This window comes from Exiguobacterium sp. PvP048, from assembly GCF_040549175.1.
GTDB lineage: Bacteria > Bacillota > Bacilli > Exiguobacteriales > Exiguobacteriaceae > Exiguobacterium_A > Exiguobacterium_A artemiae.
Genome location: NZ_JBEPSU010000003.1, coordinates 283,417 through 304,877 on the forward strand (window position 1 = coordinate 283,417; position 21,461 = coordinate 304,877).

At 48.4% G+C, this 21,461-nt stretch carries 17 protein-coding genes; 2 read left to right on the forward strand and 15 right to left on the reverse strand.

Features of this window, described 5'->3' with window-relative positions:
• From ABIC15_RS09280 to gltB, 14 genes are all read right to left on the reverse strand, one after another.
• The gene (locus ABIC15_RS09280) at positions 1 to 342 is read right to left on the reverse strand and encodes a hypothetical protein (protein WP_114595634.1); all 342 of its coding nucleotides are present in this window, start codon (positions 340 to 342) and stop codon (positions 1 to 3) included.
• Positions 343 to 362: 20 nt separating this feature from the next.
• The gene (locus ABIC15_RS09285) at positions 363 to 1,379 is read right to left on the reverse strand and encodes a S66 family peptidase (protein WP_354020540.1); all 1,017 of its coding nucleotides are present in this window, start codon (positions 1,377 to 1,379) and stop codon (positions 363 to 365) included.
• Positions 1,380 to 1,408: 29 nt separating this feature from the next.
• The gene (locus ABIC15_RS09290; protein ID WP_012370584.1) at positions 1,409 to 1,750 is read right to left on the reverse strand and encodes a thioredoxin family protein; all 342 of its coding nucleotides are present in this window, start codon (positions 1,748 to 1,750) and stop codon (positions 1,409 to 1,411) included.
• 130 nt (positions 1,751 to 1,880) lie between these two features.
• Positions 1,881 to 2,249: a DUF779 domain-containing protein gene (locus tag ABIC15_RS09295; protein ID WP_012370585.1), complete on the reverse strand. Its 369-nt coding sequence runs from the start codon at positions 2,247 to 2,249 to the stop codon at positions 1,881 to 1,883.
• A gap of 21 nt (positions 2,250 to 2,270) precedes the next feature.
• Complete coding sequence (gene adh / locus ABIC15_RS09300) at positions 2,271 to 3,791, reverse strand: aldehyde dehydrogenase (RefSeq protein ID WP_012370586.1); 1,521 nt, start codon at positions 3,789 to 3,791, stop codon at positions 2,271 to 2,273.
• Positions 3,792 to 4,000: 209 nt separating this feature from the next.
• The gene (locus tag ABIC15_RS09305; RefSeq protein WP_318092502.1) at positions 4,001 to 4,522 is read right to left on the reverse strand and encodes a TraR/DksA C4-type zinc finger protein; all 522 of its coding nucleotides are present in this window, start codon (positions 4,520 to 4,522) and stop codon (positions 4,001 to 4,003) included.
• Between the two features lie 85 nt (positions 4,523 to 4,607).
• Complete coding sequence (locus ABIC15_RS09310; RefSeq protein ID WP_354020541.1) at positions 4,608 to 5,405, reverse strand: hypothetical protein; 798 nt, start codon at positions 5,403 to 5,405, stop codon at positions 4,608 to 4,610.
• Positions 5,406 to 5,647: 242 nt separating this feature from the next.
• The gene (locus ABIC15_RS09315; protein ID WP_354020542.1) at positions 5,648 to 6,793 is read right to left on the reverse strand and encodes a mannitol-1-phosphate 5-dehydrogenase; all 1,146 of its coding nucleotides are present in this window, start codon (positions 6,791 to 6,793) and stop codon (positions 5,648 to 5,650) included.
• 3 nt (positions 6,794 to 6,796) lie between these two features.
• Complete coding sequence (locus ABIC15_RS09320) at positions 6,797 to 7,234, reverse strand: PTS mannitol transporter subunit IIA (RefSeq protein WP_354020543.1); 438 nt, start codon at positions 7,232 to 7,234, stop codon at positions 6,797 to 6,799.
• Between the two features lie 24 nt (positions 7,235 to 7,258).
• Positions 7,259 to 8,692, reverse strand: coding sequence for a PTS mannitol transporter subunit IIBC (locus ABIC15_RS09325; RefSeq protein ID WP_214764630.1), 1,434 nt, complete (start codon positions 8,690 to 8,692; stop codon positions 7,259 to 7,261).
• Positions 8,693 to 8,861: 169 nt separating this feature from the next.
• Positions 8,862 to 10,895: a BglG family transcription antiterminator gene (locus ABIC15_RS09330; RefSeq protein WP_354020544.1), complete on the reverse strand. Its 2,034-nt coding sequence runs from the start codon at positions 10,893 to 10,895 to the stop codon at positions 8,862 to 8,864.
• Positions 10,888 to 11,181, reverse strand: coding sequence for a PTS sugar transporter subunit IIB (locus ABIC15_RS09335; protein ID WP_318928448.1), 294 nt, complete (start codon positions 11,179 to 11,181; stop codon positions 10,888 to 10,890). The genes ABIC15_RS09330 and ABIC15_RS09335 overlap by 8 nt, the downstream gene beginning before the upstream one ends.
• A gap of 171 nt (positions 11,182 to 11,352) precedes the next feature.
• Positions 11,353 to 12,822: a glutamate synthase subunit beta gene (locus tag ABIC15_RS09340; protein ID WP_354020545.1), complete on the reverse strand. Its 1,470-nt coding sequence runs from the start codon at positions 12,820 to 12,822 to the stop codon at positions 11,353 to 11,355.
• Positions 12,819 to 17,297, reverse strand: a complete 4,479-nt coding sequence (gene gltB, locus ABIC15_RS09345) for a glutamate synthase large subunit (protein WP_354020546.1) — start codon at positions 17,295 to 17,297, stop codon at positions 12,819 to 12,821. The genes ABIC15_RS09340 and gltB overlap by 4 nt, the downstream gene beginning before the upstream one ends.
• 284 nt (positions 17,298 to 17,581) lie before the next feature.
• On the opposite strand from gltB, the gene ABIC15_RS09350 reads away from it, so the two are divergent.
• Together ABIC15_RS09350 and ABIC15_RS09355 are read left to right on the forward strand one after the other, a co-directional pair.
• The gene (locus ABIC15_RS09350) at positions 17,582 to 18,424 is read left to right on the forward strand and encodes a transporter substrate-binding domain-containing protein (RefSeq protein WP_354020547.1); all 843 of its coding nucleotides are present in this window, start codon (positions 17,582 to 17,584) and stop codon (positions 18,422 to 18,424) included.
• On the forward strand, positions 18,421 to 19,107 hold the full coding sequence (locus ABIC15_RS09355; protein WP_354020548.1) for an amino acid ABC transporter permease: 687 nt from the start codon (positions 18,421 to 18,423) through the stop codon (positions 19,105 to 19,107). The genes ABIC15_RS09350 and ABIC15_RS09355 overlap by 4 nt, the downstream gene beginning before the upstream one ends.
• A 478-nt stretch (positions 19,108 to 19,585) precedes the next feature.
• Here the strand turns inward: ABIC15_RS09355 and ABIC15_RS09360 are convergent, their stop codons facing one another.
• Positions 19,586 to 21,418 (reverse strand): putative bifunctional diguanylate cyclase/phosphodiesterase, encoded by a 1,833-nt coding sequence (locus ABIC15_RS09360; RefSeq protein ID WP_354020549.1) that lies wholly within the window; start codon positions 21,416 to 21,418, stop codon positions 19,586 to 19,588.
• Positions 21,419 to 21,461: the final 43 nt, after the last annotated feature.

Genomic DNA, 21,461 nt, shown 5'->3' on the forward strand with positions numbered 1-21,461 from the left:
TTAAAGATCAATTTGTAGTTGTGCTGAGGACTCGGCATCCTCTTCTTGTAAAATTTGTTGCCGCAGACGATGTTCGTGTTGTGCCTTTCGGTAAGCAAATTCCTGAACCAATTCTTGTCCCGTGAACCCTTCTTCGACGATGTCCGACAGCAAATCCGTTTCCGTCGTGACGATTTCCTGTGGGTTCCGAATAATCAGCACTTGACCGACCTGTGCTAACATCAGTTCATCTTTTACCTGTAACGCATCATAAAACGGTTCAGGCAGGGTCATCCGCCGTGTTTCCGGATTGATGTGCACCCGCTTGTACGCTGCTAACGATTGAAACTTCCGACTCGCCATATCTGTCCTCCTCTTCTAGATTACTGAAATGTCATGTCTAATCTAGAATCTTTTCCTTGAATCATGATAGTTGCTGATGCTCCGTTGACGAGTGTCATTTGCGGCGGTTGGTGACCGATATCGAGATCGTAAAACACCGGAATGTCCAGCAGTTCATTAAACGTCTTATACACGTCGAGGATGGTATACTCCTCAACTGTCCGCCCGCCGGCTGTTCGTCCGAACACGATGCCCGATGCCCGCTCGAACCACCCCGCGAGATACATCTGCATCAGCGAACGGTGAACGTCGGTGGCACTCGCTTCCGATACTTCAAAGTACCAAAGAATCGGTTCTTCATTCAGCTGATCCGTCTGAAACGTGACCACATCTCCGTACGGTGTTCCGATGAGATGACGAATCGTTTCAAGACATCCGCCAAGCAACCGGCCGGATACCTGTTTTTGGGCCGGATCGATTGTTTTCCACTCTGTTGCCGCGTCGAGGTGGTACATATAACGTTCGGGCCGTTCCGCATGATTCCAATTCGTCTGATACAAATCAGATGTCCACTGCGTCACGGTTGCTCCGGCAGGCGTCGCGAGAACTCGTCGCCAAGCTGTCGTCGTTTCATTCCATTCTTCACTGCGCATGTCGACGAAGTTTGGTCCGTGCGCCGTCGCAATGCCGGTCTTGAGCGTAATCGCAAACAGTAATGTACTGATATCCGAATACCCGAGCAACCACTTTGCCGGAATTCGTTCAAAATCCAGGAATGGTAACACATCAATCGCCCGTTCCCCTCCAAATGGTGGAATGATTGCATCAATTTCCGGATTTTGCAGCATTGCATTCAGCTCGTCCGCCCGCGTTTGAACCGGCGCACTTGCCGCCTGCTGTTGTGTCCAAACGGTTTGTCCGACTTGAACAGTCATTTGCCGATCCCGTAATCGATTCGTCGCCTCTTCAATCATCGGATGCAGTTCTTCCGATAATCCGGAAGACGGAGCCGTCACACCGATTGTTTGTCCGGTCCAACCTAAATAAGGATAACGCATGTCTGTTTCCTCCTGACGATGTGATATTGTTAATCGAGTGATGCTACCAATCGGCTGAGCTGTTCGACTTTTTTAGTAAACGGTTCAATGGGAACGATTCGTACTTCCCGGTGAATTTCTTTCCCGTTCGCAAAAAACAGCAAAGCCGGAGCAGTAAACACGGAAAATTCTCCGGCAATTTCCGGGACGCTTCCTAAATCGACATGTCCCGACCGAAATTCGGGATGACTCGCTAATATCGGCTCAATCTGCGGAAACAACGAAGCGCAGACACCGCAGCCCGGACTCGAAACATAAATAAAACTCGCCCGCTGCCCGAGATAAAAATCCCTCACGGCTTCAATGGACGTCAACTCTTGAAAAGTCGCCATGTTTCGTCCTCCTCTTTTTGTAAAATATCTTTTAATTATAACGTGATGCCACAAAAAAAACACCTTCCACCCGGTGTATCTAAGTCATAAGCACTTAAATACTCGGGCGAGGTGTCTTCTTTTGATTGTTCTATGGTTTGGCAGTAGCTGTGAGCTCCGCATATTCTTCAGACGTAAAAGCACGAGAACGTGTTAAAAACCGTTTCCCCTCGACGCCTTCCAAGGAAAACATTCCGCCTCGACCATCAACGACATCAATGATCAGTTGCGTATGTTTCCAGTAGGCGTATTGATCCTCATGAATATAAAACGGACAGCCGCCGATTGTACCGATCAATAAATCTTGATCGCCTAAAAATAAATCGCCTTCCGCAAAACACATCGGGGAACTGCCGTCACAACATCCACCCGATTGATGAAACATTAACGGTCCGTGTTTTGCTTTTAGCAGTTCAATCAATTCCAAGCCGGCATCGGTCGCAAGTACACGTTCGACCATGTCGCCACATCCTTTCTTCGATTAGAAGAAACCAAGTTTATCCGGGCTATAGCTGACGAGAAGATTTTTTGTCCGCTGGTAATGGTTAAGCATCATTTTATGATTTTCACGGCCGATTCCCGACATTTTGTAACCGCCGAACGCAGCATGTGCCGGATATTGGTGGTAACAGTTTGTCCAGACGCGTCCTGCTTCAATCGCGCGTCCGAAGCGGTATGCCCGGTTCATGTCACGCGTCCAGACACCGGCACCTAAGCCGTACAGCGTGTCATTGGCAATTTGCAGTGCTTCTTCTTCTGTTTTAAATGTCGTGACGGACAGGACTGGCCCAAAAATCTCTTCTTGGAAAATCCGCATCTTGTTGTTTCCTTTGAAAATTGTTGGTTGAATGTAATAACCATCCGCGAGGTCACCGTCAAGATGGTTCCGTTCGCCGCCAATCAGACACTCGGCCCCTTCCGATTTTCCGATTTCGAGATACGACAAAATTTTCTCCATTTGTTCACTCGATGCTTGAGCACCCATCATGACATCAGCATCCAGCGGATTACCAAGTTTGATCGCTTTGACACGTTCGAGGACCCGTTCCATGAATGGCTCGTAGATGGATTCTTCAATCAAGGCACGTGATGGACACGTACAGACCTCCCCTTGGTTCAAGGCAAACATCAATAATCCTTCGATTGCTTTATCGAAAAAGGCATCATCGGCATCCATGATATCAGCAAAGAAGATGTTTGGTGATTTCCCGCCGAGCTCGAGTGTAACCGGAATGATGTTTTGCGACGCATACTGCATGATAAGTCGTCCCGTCGTTGTTTCACCCGTAAAGGCGATTTTCGCAATCCGCTTGCTTGAGGCGAGCGGTTTTCCGGCTTCCAGTCCGAAACCGTTGACGATATTCAGGACACCCGGAGGTAATAAGTCTTCAATCAGTTCCGTCATCAGTAAAATACTTGCCGGTGTTTGTTCCGCCGGTTTCAAGACGACACAGTTTCCTGCCGCGAGTGCCGGTGCGAGTTTCCAGACAGCCATTAAAATCGGGAAGTTCCACGGGATGATCTGACCGACGACTCCAAGTGGCTCATGGAAATGATAAGCGACTGTATCGTTGTCGAGTTCCCCGATTGAACCTTCTTGGGCCCGGATGACACCTGCAAAGTACCGGAAGTGATCGATGGCAAGCGGAAGATCGGCATTCAGTGTCTCACGGACTGCTTTCCCGTTTTCGAGAGTTTCCGCATAGGCGAGCATCTCAAGATTTTCTTCCATCCGATTCGCAATTTTATTTAAGATGTTTGACCGCTCTGCGACTGACGTCTTGCCCCAGGCATCTTTTGCCGCATGTGCCGCATCCAGTGCCAACTCGACATCTTCTTTCCCTGAACGGGCTACTTGACATAATACTTTCCCGGTAATCGGCGTCACGTTATCAAAATATTCTCCACCGACCGGTGCCGTCCATTTTCCGTTAATGAAATTTTCATAACGATCCTTGTATTGTACCTTTGACCCTTGCGTGTTTGGAATCTCATAAATCATCTGATTGTTCCTCCCTCAAATAAAATGGTCAACCGACGAGAAGGTATCTCATGTATGCGCTTTCATTTTACCCCTATCGAAATGTCTTCTTGTTTCTATCGTACCAAATGTTTTATAAAAGTCAAAATTTTCCGATATTTTTAAAGATTTTTTTTCACAAAAAAAACACGTCATCTCCAAAAAATGGATTGACGTGTGGATTGGTCGAATCAGCGTGTCGGATCGATGCCGTCCTCTTTATCAGAAGGTGTATCCGAGTTTCCGAACTCACCGACTTTACTGAATCCGTCAGTTGCCCCATCGATGTCTTTACCGGTTGCCGTAACGGATGGATCAAGGACCGCCTCTTCACTCGGGCGCGATGTCGGATCGTTTCCAAGCTGCTCTTCTTCTTTTTTCGCGTCTTCAATACATAATAACGTTTCCGGAATGATGTCAAGACGTTCGATTTCAATCTCTTTGCCGCAGACTTTACAGATTCCGTACGTGCCATCTTCAATCGCTTTTAACGCGACATCGACATCCGATAACATTTCTTCCTGCATATCTGTCATTGCTTGATCGCGTTCCCGTAAAAACAATTCGTCTCCCGAATCGCCCGGGTGGTTGTCGTAGCTCGACAGTTCCCCTGTATCATAGTCGACTTCGCGATTTTCAATATTTGTTTCCGTTTTATCTTTTTCCTTTAACAAACGTGTTTTGAATGTCTCGATTTGCTTTTCTGATAACATAGCCTTCATCTCCAATTCTTTAGCTTCAGCTTCTTCTCTAAAGGATTTAACCGAAATGAAACCATGTTAAACGTCAAAGACTGTCTTAAGAGCATTTATAGGAGCGGATCGAGCCGTGTAAATCACAGATGACCGTCATGAATTCCTGACCATCCTTGAAGCAGATTTGATGACTTCTGCCATTTTTAGAAGTCGTAATATCATCGATCCACAGCCGGGTAGCGTCAGCGGAGGATAACATCGCTACTTTGTCACGAATCAAGAACAGATCAAACGGCAACAGATTCAAGGACTGGATGACTAAACCGAATTTCCGGAACAGCGGATCCAGCTGGTAATGCGAGAGACTGTATAAACTCTTCTCCATCCCGCCTATCAACAATTGAATCGAGTGACACGGTTCTCGGCTGTCGATCCGCTCTTTTTGCAGGATGATTCGCCCTTGAACGCCGGATCCATCAAAGACATGTTGCATTTTCTCTTGATCGACGCGAAGAGCTCCCGGTTTGACATGCAGGACCAGATGCGCAAATTCGGCGTAATCCGGTTTTCCGATTTCAAGTGCCTGGATATGTCTCACTTCTTCCCGTTCAATCAATTCAATCAGTCCGCGTTCCACCGTGTCCGATACGTCCCCTTCAGAGGAAAGACGGACATCAATCACGTATTGGTCGACGACAGTATTGACTTCGAGTGTATACATCAAGTGCGGGTTCTGTTCTTGTTCGAGGGTCAGGCGGTTCAACAGCAATTGATGAATCAGTTCGACCGGTGTATGAGATGAAAATTGACTCGTGTAAATCAAGTGTTTTGCTGCCATCGAATGGTTTGATTTTAATCGTGTTCCTTTAGCCATATATACGTTCACTTTATAATTCAGCATAATTCCACCTTCTCTTAACTAAGAATCGGATCGGAGAATAGTTCCGTTTCTATAGCGTACATCGCAAAAACCGTTAAAAATATTCGATAACGAATATTCTAAATCTGTTATACACAAGACTATGAATTTATGTTAAAGATTTGGAAATTAGAAAACTTGGGTGCTTTTCCTAAAACAATTGGATTTAAAGACAAAAAAACCAGTCTCCGGCAAACACCGGAACTGGTTCAGGTCAAACGGGATCAGGCAATGGAATCACTCATCGGGTGCATCTGTTCATACTGACTGACAATCAGTTGACTGAGACGTTCGTCTGCTTCCAGTCCCAGATAAGTCGCGACGGTTTTTTGGATGCCGTTTTGTTCAATAAAGGTATTTAATTCAGAAGATTCTGAATCATTTGGATCGGAGTAGGTTAAAGCCGCAGCAATCCCCAGAGCTAATCCATTCGCCTCGATACCACGGTCCATTAATTCGCGGGCCGGTTTGACCAACCGGTCGCGTGGCCCGAGCTTCCGGATCGGTGAACGGGCAACACGGACGATTTCATCATGGATCCGCGGATTTTCAAATCGTTTAATGTTTTTTTGAATATAGGCGCTGTGATCTTTCGGATCAAAGCCATATTTTTCAAGCAGTAACCATCCGGTTTCATACAAGGCACTTTGTACGCCGCGCCGGACACGGACATCCTGCAGACTTTCAGCAATCGTCTCTTTTCCAAACAATGCACCGAGGTAAGAGGCGATCGCATGTCCGGTGTTGACGGTGAATAATTTCCGTTCGATGAACGGTGTGATGTCTGCCACGTATGTCACACCTTCGAACACCGGATAATCATCCGGTAACGCCTTTGTCTCAATAACCCACTCGAAAAACGGTTCGACTTCGACGTATAACGGATCGTCATGGTGTTGCAACGGGACAATCCGGTCGACGGCGGCATTCGGGAAAAAGACATTGCTTGGCGTTGACTCAAGATAATGCATCACTTCTTGCTGCAAATGACTGGATCCTTCGATCATGTTTTCACATGCGATCACAAAGACGTTTTGGGTTGTCGTCCGTTGTTTGAGTCCTTCCGCAAGCAAGGGAGCAATTCTCGCAAGCAACGTCGGTCCGACAGCTGTCGTCACGACATCGGCTGTCGCGATGGCTTCGACTACCCGCTCGGCTTCAGTCTCACTGTTCAATGCTGTGACGCGCGACACCTCTTCCACCGCTGCTTCTTCCGCCGCATAACCGACCGTGTACGCCCCGCGCGTTTTCAACGCTTCGACGACTTCGGCATTCACGTCAATGAAACAGACATCATAACCTGATTTAACCAATTGTAAGCCGATGAAGCCCCGACCGATATTTCCTGCACCAAAATGAACGGCTTTCATAGCTTACACCTCCACAGATAACAGCTGAATAATGTCTTCGGCTGTTTGCGCTTTGACCAACTGCTCGACATTCTCTTCATCCGAACAAATAATGGCAATGTGCGACAGCAGTTCCAGGTGTTCGTCACCGATGCCGGCAATCCCGATGATCAGCTTTGCCTTTTCGGTTCCGAACGACACACCGTTCGGAACCTGTAGAATGGATAATCCTGTTTTTAAGACTTCTTCTTTTGACTCTTCCGTCCCATGAGGAATCGCGACATGGTTTCCGATGTAGACCGTCGATAACCGGTGACGGGTTTTCATCGATTCGATATAGTTCGGACGGACATATCCATGATCGACGAGCAATGTTCCTGCTGCTTCAATCGCTTCCTCGTCCGTATTAAACTGTTGATTCAGTAACACCATTTCTTTTTCCAGTTTCATCGCAGTTGCCATCCTTCATTCACTCCTGTCTATTTTTTAAGAAATTTTATTGCGTGCTGTTTCGATTTCGTGAACCAGTTGATCATAGTAACCTGCATTCAAGAAGTTTTCGACGGACCGATGTTCAGCTTGCGGTACTCGTTCCTTCGCCCGTTGCGTCAAATCCTGGTGCGTGATGATGAATTCGGCATCTGTCGGGAGTTGACTGATCGACGTGTTCGTTACTTTAATCGGCAGTCCGGCTTTATTAATTTTGTTGCGTAAGACGGATGCGCCCATTGCACTCGATCCCATTCCGGCGTCGCAGGCAAAAATGATGTGTTCGACTTCTGCTAATGAAGTTGCAGATTCCGCTGAAACAAGCGAGGAAGCAATCGAATTTTTACCTTTCATCGCGCTGACATTAGCCGTTGCTTCTTCAAGCGATGTCTCTTTTGCTTTACTCGTTTTGAGCAAGACAGACGAAACAACAAACGTAACGGATGCAGAAATCAGGATACCGGCAACAAGACCGACATATGAACCGCGAGATGCCATCGCAAGGACAGCAATGATACTTCCTGGTGAAGCCGGTGCGACCAGACCGACATCAAATAAGACGAAAGTGAGGATACCGCTCATACCGCCGGCAATCATGGCGAGCAAGAGAACCGGTTTCATCAGCACATACGGGAAGTAGATTTCATGAATCCCGCCGATGAACTGGATAAAGGCTGCCCCTGGTGCTGTCTTTTTCGCTGCACCTGAACCGAAGACCGAATAAGCGAGTAACAAGCCGAGACCCGGTCCCGGATTCGCTTCGAGTAAAAACAGAACCGATTTTCCGGCTTCACTAACTTGGTCCAAACCGAGCGGACTTAAGATTCCGTGGTTAATGGCATTGTTGAGGAACAAGATTTTAGCCGGTTCGATGAACAGACTCGCAAGTGGCAGCAAATGAGCACTGACGATCGCTCCAACAGCCGCTGCCATGATATCGTCCAGTCCCGTCATCAGCGGACCAAACAGTTTAAAGCCACCGATCATCAACAAACCACCGATAATCCCGACCGAGAAATTGTTAACGAGCATCTCAAGACCCGGTTTAACTTTGCCTTCAATTAGTTGATCAAATTTCTTGATGGTAAATCCGCCGAGTGGTCCCATGACCATTGCGCCGAGGAACATCGGAATTTCTGTTCCGACGATGACCCCCATCGTCGCCAGTGCCCCGACGACTCCTCCGCGAACGTCATGCATCAATTTCCCGCCGGTAAACCCAATCAGTAGCGGCAACAGATACGTAATCGTCGGACCGACTAACTCCGCCAGACTTTTATTCGGTGCCCACCCGGTCGGAATGAATAACGCCGTGATGATCCCCCAGGCGATGAATGCACCGATGTTCGGCATGACCATCCCGCTGAGGAAACTTCCAAACCGTTGTACCTGGACACGGAGTCCACGTTTTCCTTCTTGTGTTGTTGTCATTGGTGTACCCTCTTTGTTTGCATTGTATGATAAGTGCTTTGCTATGCCCTTATTGTATGCGCTATGGAAACGCTTACTCAATCTTTCCTAGTTCACGTTTTGTCAGATTACTTGGACAAGACCAAAAGAACCATCCGTATCAACGAATGGTTCTTCTGATTTGTTGTCCTCATGAGAAATTAATCGGTTGCTCGACCGCCTCGAGCTCTCTTTCGATGACCTTCCGGAATGTCCGGTTCAAAATCTGTTGCAGTTGATGAACATCCCCGTATTCAAATTGATGGGTTTGTTCATCATTTTCGATGATCGCACCACTGATTGAGCTGAGCAGTTGCAGCAGTTGATCCGTCGCTTCTTCTGGTGCCGCGAGTACTAAAATCCGTTCGACCGGTTGAATGAGCTGATCCATCCCCAAAAGATCAATCGGTTGATCCAGCTCATAGATGAAGAACCCTCCACGATGAATCGATTCGTCGCGACCATGGAATAAAGCCAACCGTGTCCCGGGAATGCCGAGTCCAGACATCTCGTGACGCCGTAACAATAGCGCCGATAATTGGACGGCCGACGAGGTGACGTTTTTTTCGACCAGTCCATTGCTGATTTCAAGAAGGATTTCTTCCAACCCTTCCGTTTGCGAAGCAATCGTTTCAATGGAAAACGCGTCACTCAATTGGCGGGCCGTCTTGACCAATTCTTCCAATCGAACTAAATCCAGCCATCCCGATGACTCCTGACGGACGGGAGATTGGAACGATTTCGGTAGGGAGACAAGTAATTTCCGGATTCGGTCGACTTCTTCTTTCGGCAGTAACGGATTGACGAGCAGATGCGGTTGACTAATGTCCGGCAACGGCACCGTCGATAACACAAAGTCATAATCCTTCAGCTGGAGACGTCCAATGCCAAAGAGAGACGAACTTTCGACTTGCTCGAGTTCGGTAAATTCCTGCCGTAACCGGTTCATCAGTAATTTCGACGATCCGAGTCCCGCCGAACAGACGACGAGGACACGGTAGGGTGTTTTCGGCAACGGTTTACTTAAAACAGCGCCAAAGTGCATCACCCAAAAGGCTAAGTCATAATCCGCAAACGTTTGATCGTTGAAGACGAATTCAGCGGCTTGTTTAACAGCGTCAAACAAACGCGGGTACTCCCGTTCGATCTGTTTAATGACATAAGACGGATTCACGATGTTTTGTTTCGTATACGACATGATGTGACTGACCAACCCGTGTTCGAGCGCCCGGTCCTCTGTGAAACCTTCTCCGTACAATAAGGAGACCTGTTCGATCAGTCGTTTGACACGCAGACGAATAACCAGTTCTTCGCCGGTCTCCAGCTGATCTTGTTGAAAATTCCGTAACTCTTCAGAAATCCATTGCCGCTCGGCAATCGATAAGGGGTACGGCAACCGTTGCTGTAGCGTATCGACGTGATGCAAGACTTCGAGCGGATATGCTTTTAATTCATAGACCATCGGAAACTGGTCCATCCGAATCGCTTGAACGGCTAAACTCAGCGCCGCCCGCATGAGAAGTCGATCACTGATATCCTGCTGTTTCGTCAAAGGAGCAATCACGGCATACGATTGGTTAATCGCTTCAATCCACTCCCGCTGCTGAATCTGAAGCAGATGCGGCAGTTGATCGACATGACCTTGCAGGAACCGGTAAAAGGACAAGACATCCCATTGCGTAAAAATCAACGAGACCAGCAACCGTCGTTTGTTGATTTCTTCGCCGATAACTTCTGCCCCTAACCCCTTTTTACGTTTTAATTCCAGTGCATACTGACAGAACCATTCATCAATCCGTTCTAAATCTTGACTGATCGTACTTGGCGCGATGTACATGGCATGTGCCAAAGCCTGCAGTTTGATCATCCCTTGTTCCTGCAAAAGGCGATACGCGAGTTCGACTTGCCGGTCTTCCGCTGAGGGTAACTGACGATGGGATAATAATAGCGCTTCACGCAGTTCCCGCTTCTGTCCCTCATCCCCATTCAGCTGTAAACCGCGTCCCCGTACATAAACCAGTTCCAACTGAAACGGTGCTACGGTTTGTCCAAGCCGGTCTCGTTCCCGTTGAATCGTCCGTTCCGAAGTTTCGAGTGCTTCTGCGATTTTCTGAATCTGAACCGGTTCTGATTTCGTCAGTAAATAAAACAAGATTTCCCGCTCACGGGCCGTAAAATCAGTCACTTTGCATCAACTCATTTCTAATGGTCTCAATTAAAACATCATAGGATGCCGTTGCCAACAAATGATCAATTGCAAATACCCGGCACGAGGACTTCACCGGAAGATTTGCAACGATTTGCCGGGGACCGACCAGAAAGCTGACATTCGCCGGAATTTCTTTGGCCCGGCACGTTTCAACCGTGACAGATAATCGCTCTTTTTGTAATCGATCCCGTAAGACTTTTGCCCCCATGACACTGCTGACTAGGCCCGAGTCGCAGACAAAGATAATGGTCATCATATCCATCCTATTCACCCCTTCCCTTTTATCCTATCTGAAAGCGCTTAAAAACGGGGCGATGATAAACCGGTTTATTTAATTTCTTTTTTTAATCTTGTCCAAAATTCCTGACAGATCAAAAAAACGTTCGAATCTCCCGCCTGAGGAGGTTCGAACGTTTTCCATGTCTAATCCGGGTCACCCGGTTTGTTTATGCACGGTTAAAAGATGTTGTTCGACTTTTTCAGCGACTTCCCGTCCTTCGCGGATCGCCCAAACAATCAAGGACTGACCACGACGGGCGTCGCCGGCGGCAAAGACCCCCGGTCGGTCGGTCGCATATGCCATCGTTTTAATCTTACCGTTTTGTGACGCAACCGGTAGGTGCCGCAGAACATCCTGCTCGACGCCGCTGAAGCCGATGGCAATCAACATTGTATCAACCGGATAATATTTTTCGGTTCCGGGAAGCTTCTGAAACTCCACCCGTCCGTCGGCATGACGGATTTTGTCATTATAAATCGTCCAGACACCGGTCAATCGGCCCGCTTCATCCGTCGTATAACGCTCGATCGCAATCAAGTATTCCCGGGGATCGCGACCAAACTGCACGTGTGCTTCCTCATACCCGTAATCGAGAGTGAACAGGTTCGGTGTATCCGGCCACATATTGTCCGCTGTCCGTGTTGAGCCCGGCATCTCGTGTTTGCCGAACTGAACGACGGAGTGGCAACCTTGCCGCAGTGCCGTCGCCACACAGTCGGCGCCTGTATCTCCGCCTCCGATGACAAGGACATCTTTCCCCCGTGTATCATGCAGGTCAATCAAAGATTGTCCGGTCAGGAGTTGCCGTGTCACACTCGTCAAATAGTCCATCGCGTATCCGACGCCCTGACCCGGTGCGTCCGGTATTTTGCGGGGCTCGGTTGCACCGACACAGAGGATGACGGCATCGTAATCGGCTTCCAGTTGATCGAGTGAGACATCAAGACCAATCGTGACACCGGTTTTAAATGTGATGCCTTCCGTTTCAAGCAACCGGACACGGCGGGCGACGATATCTTTTGAAAGCTTCATCGCCGGAATCCCGTACGTCAACAGACCGCCGACTTGATCTTCCCGTTCAAAGACGGTCACGTGATGCCCTGCTTGATTCAATTGATCGGCTGCCGCTAAGCCTGCCGGACCAGAACCGACAATCGCAATCCGGTGCTGGCTTCTGACTGACGGAATACGCGGTTGGACCCACCCGTTCTCAAAACCGATATCGATAATGGTCCGTTCGATCTGTTTAATGGTGACAGCAGGTTCATTGATGGACAGCGTACACGATCCTTCACAGGGCGCGGGACAGACCCGGCCCGTGAATTCAGGAAAATTATTCGTTTCCTGCAGCCGTTCAAGGGCTTCCTGGAAGTTGCCCTGTTCGACCAGTACGTTCCACTCGGGAATTAAGTTGTAGACCGGACAACCGATTTTGACTTGACTATACGTCTCACCGACATGGCAAAACGGTGTCCCGCAATCCATACAACGGCTCGCCTGTTCCGAAGCTTCCGTTTCAGAAAAACGTTCTTTATACTCGTTAAAATCACCAATTCGTTCACTGCTGTCACGTTCCTTGCCTGCCTGGCGGGGAACGTTCATGAATTGATCCCGTCTCTTCATTGTTTCCCTCCTGTTCCGCGTCCGATATGCGTTTCAAATGCCAACAGCATCGCTTCTTCCGTATTGTGTCCCTGTTGCGCATATCCCGCCATTAAAGTCGTCACCGCTTGATATGTCGACGGAATGACACGAATGAATGAGCTGAGGACATGATCCCAGTTTGCTAAAATCGCATGACCTTGTTCACTGTTCGTCCGGGCGACATGCCGCTCGATGAATGTTTTTAAGCGGGTTGCCTCTTCAGGGTCCGAAACGGCTCCCGTTACGACAAGCTCCCGGTTGATCCGGGCCTCAAAACGGGTGACATCTTTCGGTAAGACGTACGCGACGCCGCCGGACATTCCGGCGGCAAAGTTCAGTCCGACATCTCCTAATATGACGACACTTCCGCCCGTCATATACTCGAGACCGTGGTTGCCGATTCCTTCGACGACTGCTGTCGCTCCGCTGTTCCGGACAGCGAATCGTTCCCCGGCCTGACCGTTGACGTAAAGCTCTCCACTCGTTGCCCCGTACAGTGCCACATTTCCGATGATGACCTGATCCGAGGAGACGAAACTGGATTTTGCCTGCGGGCGCACGGCAATGACCCCGCCGGATAATCCTTTACCGACATAATCGTTGGCATCTCCCGACACATTTAATGTCATACCACGCGGGATATATGCACCAAGACTTTGACCGGCTGAACCCGTCAGATTGAGCGTTAACCGATCCGTCGGAAGCCCCATCGCTCCATACAGCCGTGTCAAACGGGATCCGGTATTCGTTCCGATTGCCCGGTCCGTATTGGTGACCGGGAAGGTAAAGGTTTGTTGTTCTGTAAACGATTGATCCGTGATGAGCGTTTCCAGTTCACGCCCGTCAAAAGAAGCTGAGACGTGATGCTCCTGGTACTGCCGGTTTTCGGGTGAATATCCCGGCATGACGAACAGGCGGGATAAATCGAGACTGGCTGCTTTCCAGTGCGTCTTTAACCGGTCCGATGATTGCAACAGATCCGTCCGGCCGACTAAATCGGCTAACCGTCTTACACCGAGTTGCGCTAAATATTCGCGGACTTCTTCGGCGACAAATTCCATGAAGTGAACGACATGATCCGCTGACCCTGTAAATTTCTCACGAAGCTTTGGATCTTGTGTTGCCACGCCGACCGGACATGTATCGAGATGGCAGGCCCGCATCATGATGCAACCGACGGCAATTAACGGTGCCGTTGCAAAGCCGTATTCATTGGCACCGAGCATCGCAGCGATGACGACATCGCGTCCCGTCAATAACTTTCCGTCCGTTTCCAAAACGACACGGTCCCGTAATCCGTTTAAGGCCAGTGTTTGATGGGTTTCGGCCAAGCCCAGTTCCCACGGTAATCCCGTATGCTGAATGCTGGTCTTCGGTGAAGCACCGGTTCCCCCGTCATGACCGCTGATGACGATGACATCGGCCAGTCCTTTGGCGACGCCGGCAGCAATCGTTCCGACACCGCCTTTTGCGACCAGTTTGACACTGATCCGCGCCCGGTCATTCGCGCGTTTCAAGTCATGAATCAGCTGCGCCAAATCCTCGATTGAATAAATATCATGGTGCGGCGGAGGTGAAATCAATCCGACACCCGGTGTCGAGGCACGGACACGCGCAATCCACGGATAAACTTTTTCACCCGGCAGCTGTCCGCCTTCTCCCGGCTTCGCCCCTTGCGCCACCTTAATTTGCAATTCGTCGGCATGAACAAGGTAGTCACTCGTGACACCGAATCGTCCGGATGCAATCTGTTTGATCCGGCTCATCCGGGAATCCCCGTTTTCATCTAACTGGTATCGTTCCTCTTCTTCGCCGCCCTCACCGCTGTTACTTTTACCGCCGAGCCGGTTCATCGCGATGGCTAACGTCTCGTGCGCTTCTTTCGACAACGAGCCGTAAGACATCGCTCCCGTCTTGAAATATTTGACGATTTCACTGACCGGTTCCACTTCGGCAAGCGGAATCGGGGTTGTTTCTCGGAAAGACATCAGGTGACGTAAAAACGTCGCCGGTTCTTCCTGGATGCGGTCTGAGTAGGTTTTGAACAAGTCATATCGGCCGGTCCGGCAGGCATGTTGCAACAGATGAATCGTTGCCGGGTTGAAGGCATGATGTTCGCCGTCATGGCGATAGCGGAAAACGCTGCCGGACTCAAGTCGTGTCCGCTTGACTCCTTCTTCATGCTGGCGAAGAGCCTCTTGTTCAATCAATGCCAAGGTCAAACCGTCGAGTTGCGAGACGGTTCCCGTGAAGTACCGGTCGATGACTTCTTCGGAAATACCGACCGCTTCGAAAATTTGAGCACCCCGATAACTGAAGACCGTCGAAATGCCCATCTTTGACATGACTTTGACGACACCCTCCGTCACTGCCGACCGATATCGTTCGGCATAATCCGGCATCGTTTCGTCAACCGCATCCTGTAACGTCGCATAGACGAGATACGGATGAATGGCATCGGCTCCGTATCCGACTAAGGCGGCAAAATGATGGACTTCCCGGACTTCGCCGCCTTCGATGATCAAACTGGCCTTCGTCCGTAACCCTTCCCGGATCAAATGGTGATGAATGGCGCTCGTGACAAGCAGAATCGGCATTGGCACAGCACCCGGCCGGACATTCCGGTCAGAAAGAATCAACAGTTCACAGCCTCCCCGGACCGCATGGACAGCTTGCTCGAGTAACGCTTCGAGCGCTTCCTCCAGCTGACCGTCAAACACCGTTGAAAGTGTCTTGTGGGCAAGTTTCGTCTGTTTGAGCGCCGCTGCTTCCGCTGGCGTGAGAACCGGTGAGGCGAGACGAATCCGACGGCAATTCTGCCGGTTCGGTGTCAACAATTCCCCTTGCTGACCAAGCCAGGTCATCGTCGACGTGACGATTTGTTCCCGCAATGCATCAATCGGCGGATTCGTCACTTGTGCGAATAACTGTTTGAAGTAGCGGAACAAGGATTGCGGTCGTTCACTTAAGACAGCGAGCGGGATATCCGTTCCCATCGCCCCTAACGGATCTTTTTTCTCTTCCACGAGCGGAATCAAATATTGGTCGATGTCTTCCCGTGTATAACCGAATAAACGTTGTAACGTTCCGAGATTCGAGACCTCTTCCGTTCTGACGTCTGCCGGTAATGCAATCATTTCTTCTGCCAACCATTCGGCATACGGATGACGCATCGCCAGTTCACGCTTAACCTCTTCATCTGAAATCAATTGACCGGATGCAAAATCAAGCAGTAGCAGCTCTCCCGGAACAAGCCGTTTCTTAAATAAAATATCGTGTTCCGCAATTGGTAAGACACCGGATTCGGAAGACAACATAAAATGACCATCCCGCATCATCATATACCGTGCCGGTCGCAGACCATTCCGATCAAGTGTCGCGCCAATCTGTTTCCCATTCGTGAAGACAATCGCCGACGGTCCATCCCACGGCTCCATCATGCTGCTGTGGTATTCGTAATAGGCCCGTTTTGCCGGTCGCACCTCTGCGTGTTCAAACGGTTCCGGTACTAGCATCAAGGCGGTTTCCGCAAGCGTCAATCCGGACAGATAAAAAAACTCGAACGCATTATCCAGCATCGAGGAATCGCTGCCCGATTCGTCCAAAATCGGTAAGACATCTTTCGCCCGACGGCCGTACGTCGTCTTGGCCAACCCGTTTTCACGGCTCCGCATCGCCCGGACGTTTCCTTGTAGTGTATTGATTTCACCGTTATGGATTAAATAACGATTTGGATGGGCACGTTTCCAGCTCGGAAACGTGTTCGTACTGAATCTCGAGTGAACGATCGCAAAGCCGGACTGATACCGTTCATCCTGTAAATCATCAAAATATAAACCAAGCTGATCGGTTGTCACAAGTCCTTTGTAAACGATTGTTTCGCTTGAGCTGCTTAAGACGTATTGTTCAATGCCAAGCTGCTCCGCTTCCCGTTCAAATAAGCGGCGAATCAGGAACAATGCCCGTTCGAACGCCAGTCCTTCCACTTTGTTTGCTTCAATGAAGCATTGCCGGATAACAGGTTCCGTTTGACGGGCTTTTTCTCCAATCACAGTGTTCGTGACCGGTACCGTCCGCCATTCGATCAAGCGTTGTCCTTCTGATAAAATGATGGATTCCAAAGCCCGTTCCAACCGTTGACGCAACCGGTCTTCCCGCGGTAAAAACATCATCATGACCCCGTAGTCCCCACTGCGCGGCAGATGGACATTTCGTAAGGCTTGACGGAAGAGACGATCTGGTATTTGCGTGAGGATGCCGGCTCCGTCGCCGGTTTTCGCATCACTTCCTTGTCCTCCCCGATGTTCCATCTGACACAACATCTTCAAGGCGTTTTGAACGATTTCATGACTGGCTCGTCCCGTCCGATGAGCATAAACCCCGATTCCACACGCATCGTGTTCTTGTCTCGGATCATAAAGTCCTTGCCGCTGCGGTATTTGATGAAATGACATGTTACCACGCTCCTAACCGTTCTAAATTTTCTGTATATTCTGTTAAAATATACTTTACACTCTTTTATGTTTATTCGCTACCATGTATATTTCCAAAATTTGAGTTCTCCCATCCCTTGATAGACCGCCTCATCGTGATGATAACGCTTACATATAGATGAATAATTTTTTTGAATAAAATATTTTTTAAGAGGCTGTTCATTTTTGCCGTAATTCCTTTTTCCGTGGTATTTTTAAATAGAAAATAAATTATCAGTGCTTGTTTGGAAAAGGAGAATATTAAAATGAAAAACTCTGTACAATGGACGGGTCTCTTGATTGCAGGAACGGCCCTTGTCCTTAGTGCATGTGGTCAGGAAGAAAAACAAATGACCGCATACGATAAAATTAAAAAAGAAGGAACCTTGACCGTTGCAACAGCAGGTACCCTTTATCCGACATCTTTCCACGAAGAAAAAAGTAACAAATTGACCGGGTTTGATGTCGAAGTCGTCAAAGAAATCGCAAAACGTCTTGATTTAAAAGTCGCCTTCAAAGAAATGTCTTTCGACGGAATGCTGACAAGTGTGAACACCGGTCAAGTGGATTTAGCGGCCAACGATATTACGATTACGGAAGAACGTAAAGGAAAGTTTGCCTTCTCTAAACCTTACAAATATACGTACGGGACAGCGATCGTCCGTAAAAGTGATTTATCCGGCATCAAGTCCCTCGAAGATTTAAAAGGGAAAAAAGCAGCTGGAGAAGCGACGACAACGTACATGCAAGTGGCCAAGAAATACGGTGCCAAGGAAGTCACATATGATAATGCCACGAATGATCAATATTTACGTGATGTCTCTAACGGACGGACGGACGTCATCTTAAACGATTATTATCTCCAGAGCCTTGCCGTCGACTTCTTCAAAGATTTCGACATCACGATTCACCCTGATATTGCCTATAACCCAAGCCAAGTCGGACTCATCATGGACTTGGACAACAAAGAGTTACAGTCGAACATCAATGCTGAAATCGATGAAATGAAAGAAGACGGCACGCTCGCCAAATTGTCGAAGACATTTTATGCCAACAAAGACGTCTCGAAAATGCCTGATGTCAAGACGACGCTCGTCAACGTGAATTGAACAGTTTCTCTGAGATTGAATGGCGGTCTGTCTTTAACCCGGAATTAGCAAAAGAAGCGTTTCCCTACATCTTAGGAGGGCTCGGTCATACGCTTTGGATTTCGATACTCAGCATGTTGATTGGTCTTGGACTTGGCTTATTGCTTGCTTTGGCACGCTTATCTGCATCACGTTTGTTACGGACAGTCGCCACTCTCTACATCTCCTTCATGCGCGGTGTACCGATTCTCGTCTTATTATTCATGTTTTACTTTGGTTTACCGGTCATCAACATTCAACTCGATGCCTTAACCGCTGCCATTACCGGTTTCAGTCTGAACAGTGCTGCCTATATGGCTGAAATCATTCGTTCGTCACTTTTGTCCGTTGATCGCGGGCAACAAGAAGCGGCACAATCGCTCGGGCTTTCCAGATACCGTGTGTTCGTCGGCATTATCTTGCCGCAGGCCGTCCGCCTGGCAATCCCCCCGTTATCAAATGTCCTTCTTGATTTGGTAAAAGCCTCTTCGCTCGCTGCCATGATTACGGTGCCGGAGATTTTTCAACGGGCAAAAATCGTCGGCGGACGGGAGTTTGACTACATGACAGTTTATTTTGTCATCGCCTTCATCTACTGGGGAATCTGTGCCGTCATCGCCGCCGGACAAGAAATGCTCGAACGGCGTTTCGCCCGCTATCTATAACGTAAAAAAGCTCAACCGTTTTTCACTTTCGTCACGAGGACGTCTGTAGAAAACAGGTTGAGCTTTTTTTATCAAAATTAGGCGAGAATACTCTCACCTCTAAGTGTCTCGGACAAAGCCCAGCGTAGGTGGGAGATGAATCGCCTTCGGGCAAGGCGTGTCTTACGACACGTCAATTGCCCGACGTTTTCGGTTTGAAAACACTTAAAACCAGGAAAAAAACAATACGTCGTGTTCTTTGAAAACTGAAGGTATAGGGTTGTGACTGGAAGTTCGTCTGTCACGTAAAATCTTCAACGTTCACCTTGCAGATGACCGAAGTAGCGAAAACCAAGCAGAGTAAGCGTCCGCACAAAAGAAACTGACAAGATTAAAATCCAACCGTCGGGACGACGGGGTTAGCTTGATAAATTTCAGACCAATAGGTCGGATAACTCAGGAATCCTTCACCTCTTAGCATAGCGTTGGTGGAGGTAGTTCAAGCTTGTTGGTCGAGCAATGGTTCGACGGATAGTGCTTCCAATGGTTTATGGAACAAATAGCCTTGAAGCGTCTGGCACCCTAACCCTGTCAAAAGTTCCGCTTCCACCATCGCTTCGATTCCTTCCGCGACAATCGTCATCTTCAACCGATCTCCTAATTGAATGATCATCTTGACGATGGCTCGTTTTTCTTCCGAGTCAATCGCCGCCCGGACAATCTCTTTCGGAATTTTTAACTGATCAAAAGGTAATTCGACGAGCGTCTGCATCGAAGAAAAGCCGGTTCCAAAATCGTCAAGCGCAATCCGGATCCCGTGGAGATGCAATTCATTTAATGTCTCGATTATTTGTGCCATTCCTTCGATAAAAATATGTTCTGTCATTTCGATTTCCAATAAGTAAGGCGGAAAACCGGTTGATCGTAAAATCTCCAATACCTTTTCGGTAAAGTCTTCTTGACGCAACTGCGAAGGCGAGACATTAACGGCAATCGTGATTGGTTTTCGTCCTTGTTCCAACCATTGCTGACCTTGCAGGCAGGCTTTACGCATTACCCATCCTCCAAGTGTTTCGATGAATCGTGTCCGTTCTGCCAACGGAATGAATTCCAGCGGAGAAATCAACCCGTATTTCGGATGATTCCACCGGACTAGTGCTTCTGCACCCGTGATGCAGTGATTAGTTGCGCTGACTTGCGGTTGAAACAATACGAAAAAGTCCCGGTCAAGATCAGCATCATACAGATCACGTGTCAGTTGCATGGCTCGTTTGCGTTCATTTTGAGTCACCTGATCCGTGATCGCAAACGTATTTTTACGATTTGACTTTGCTGTAAATAAAGCAATCTCGGCATCATTGATGACATGATCAATCGATTCCCCGTTAACGAATGACACCCCGATGCTTGCCGTTACATTAATTTGCTTAAAATCGATTTGGACACGTTCAGAAATACTGGCTAAAATCTCATCGCATAACTGATCCGGTTGCGCGGACGTCGCATGTAATAAAAAGGCACTTCCACTCGCTTTAGCGACGATACAATCGGAAAAACGCGTCATCAACCGTTTTCCGATGATATGCAACGTCCGGTCTCCCGTTCGGTAACCGAATGCATCATTGACTGTCTTGAAATCATCCAAATCAATCAGACAGATGATATCTCCCGCGACCGCTTTTTTTTCCGTTTCAATCACAAAAAAAGACCGGTTCGCCAGTTCCGTGACCGAATCAAAAAATGCTTGTTCCTTCAATCGAGCTAAGTAGTCGATGTTTCGTTCCAGCCGTGAAACATACTGTCTATGAATCAACAGACTGATCAGTGTAGCAATCAAAATCAGTCCGATCCGTGCGATATGATCCGTTGAACTGAAGTTTGACATGCCTGCCGGTGCTTTTAACCAGACGTACAGGAGTGATAAAACGCTGATTGCCGTCGCATACAGTAACATCGTCCGGTTAATGACGACCAGGGAGGCCAATACAAATAACAACGATGCGGCCCACACAGTCTGTGCCCCATTGTTTATATACGGATAGTTGATGAACGGGATCAATAAGAAGACACTCGACATCATATGCGGTTTCCATCGGTCGCTAAGACTGCTTTTCCCAATCAGAAACTGTACACCACCCACAATAAAAATCAAAAAAGCACGCCACACTTCAGACCACTGCAATCCAGACGAACTGATGTTGCTCGAGAAGATATATAAAATGGAACCACAGCTAGTCAGCACAAAAATAATCATTCCGAACAGCTGGTAATTGGCGTTTACTTCGCGATGGTAGTAAAAATTCGTCGATGAAGGACGTTCATGTGCCTTCATAATCTTCTCTCCTTCCCGTGACTTCGTCCTCTTCTTTTCCTTA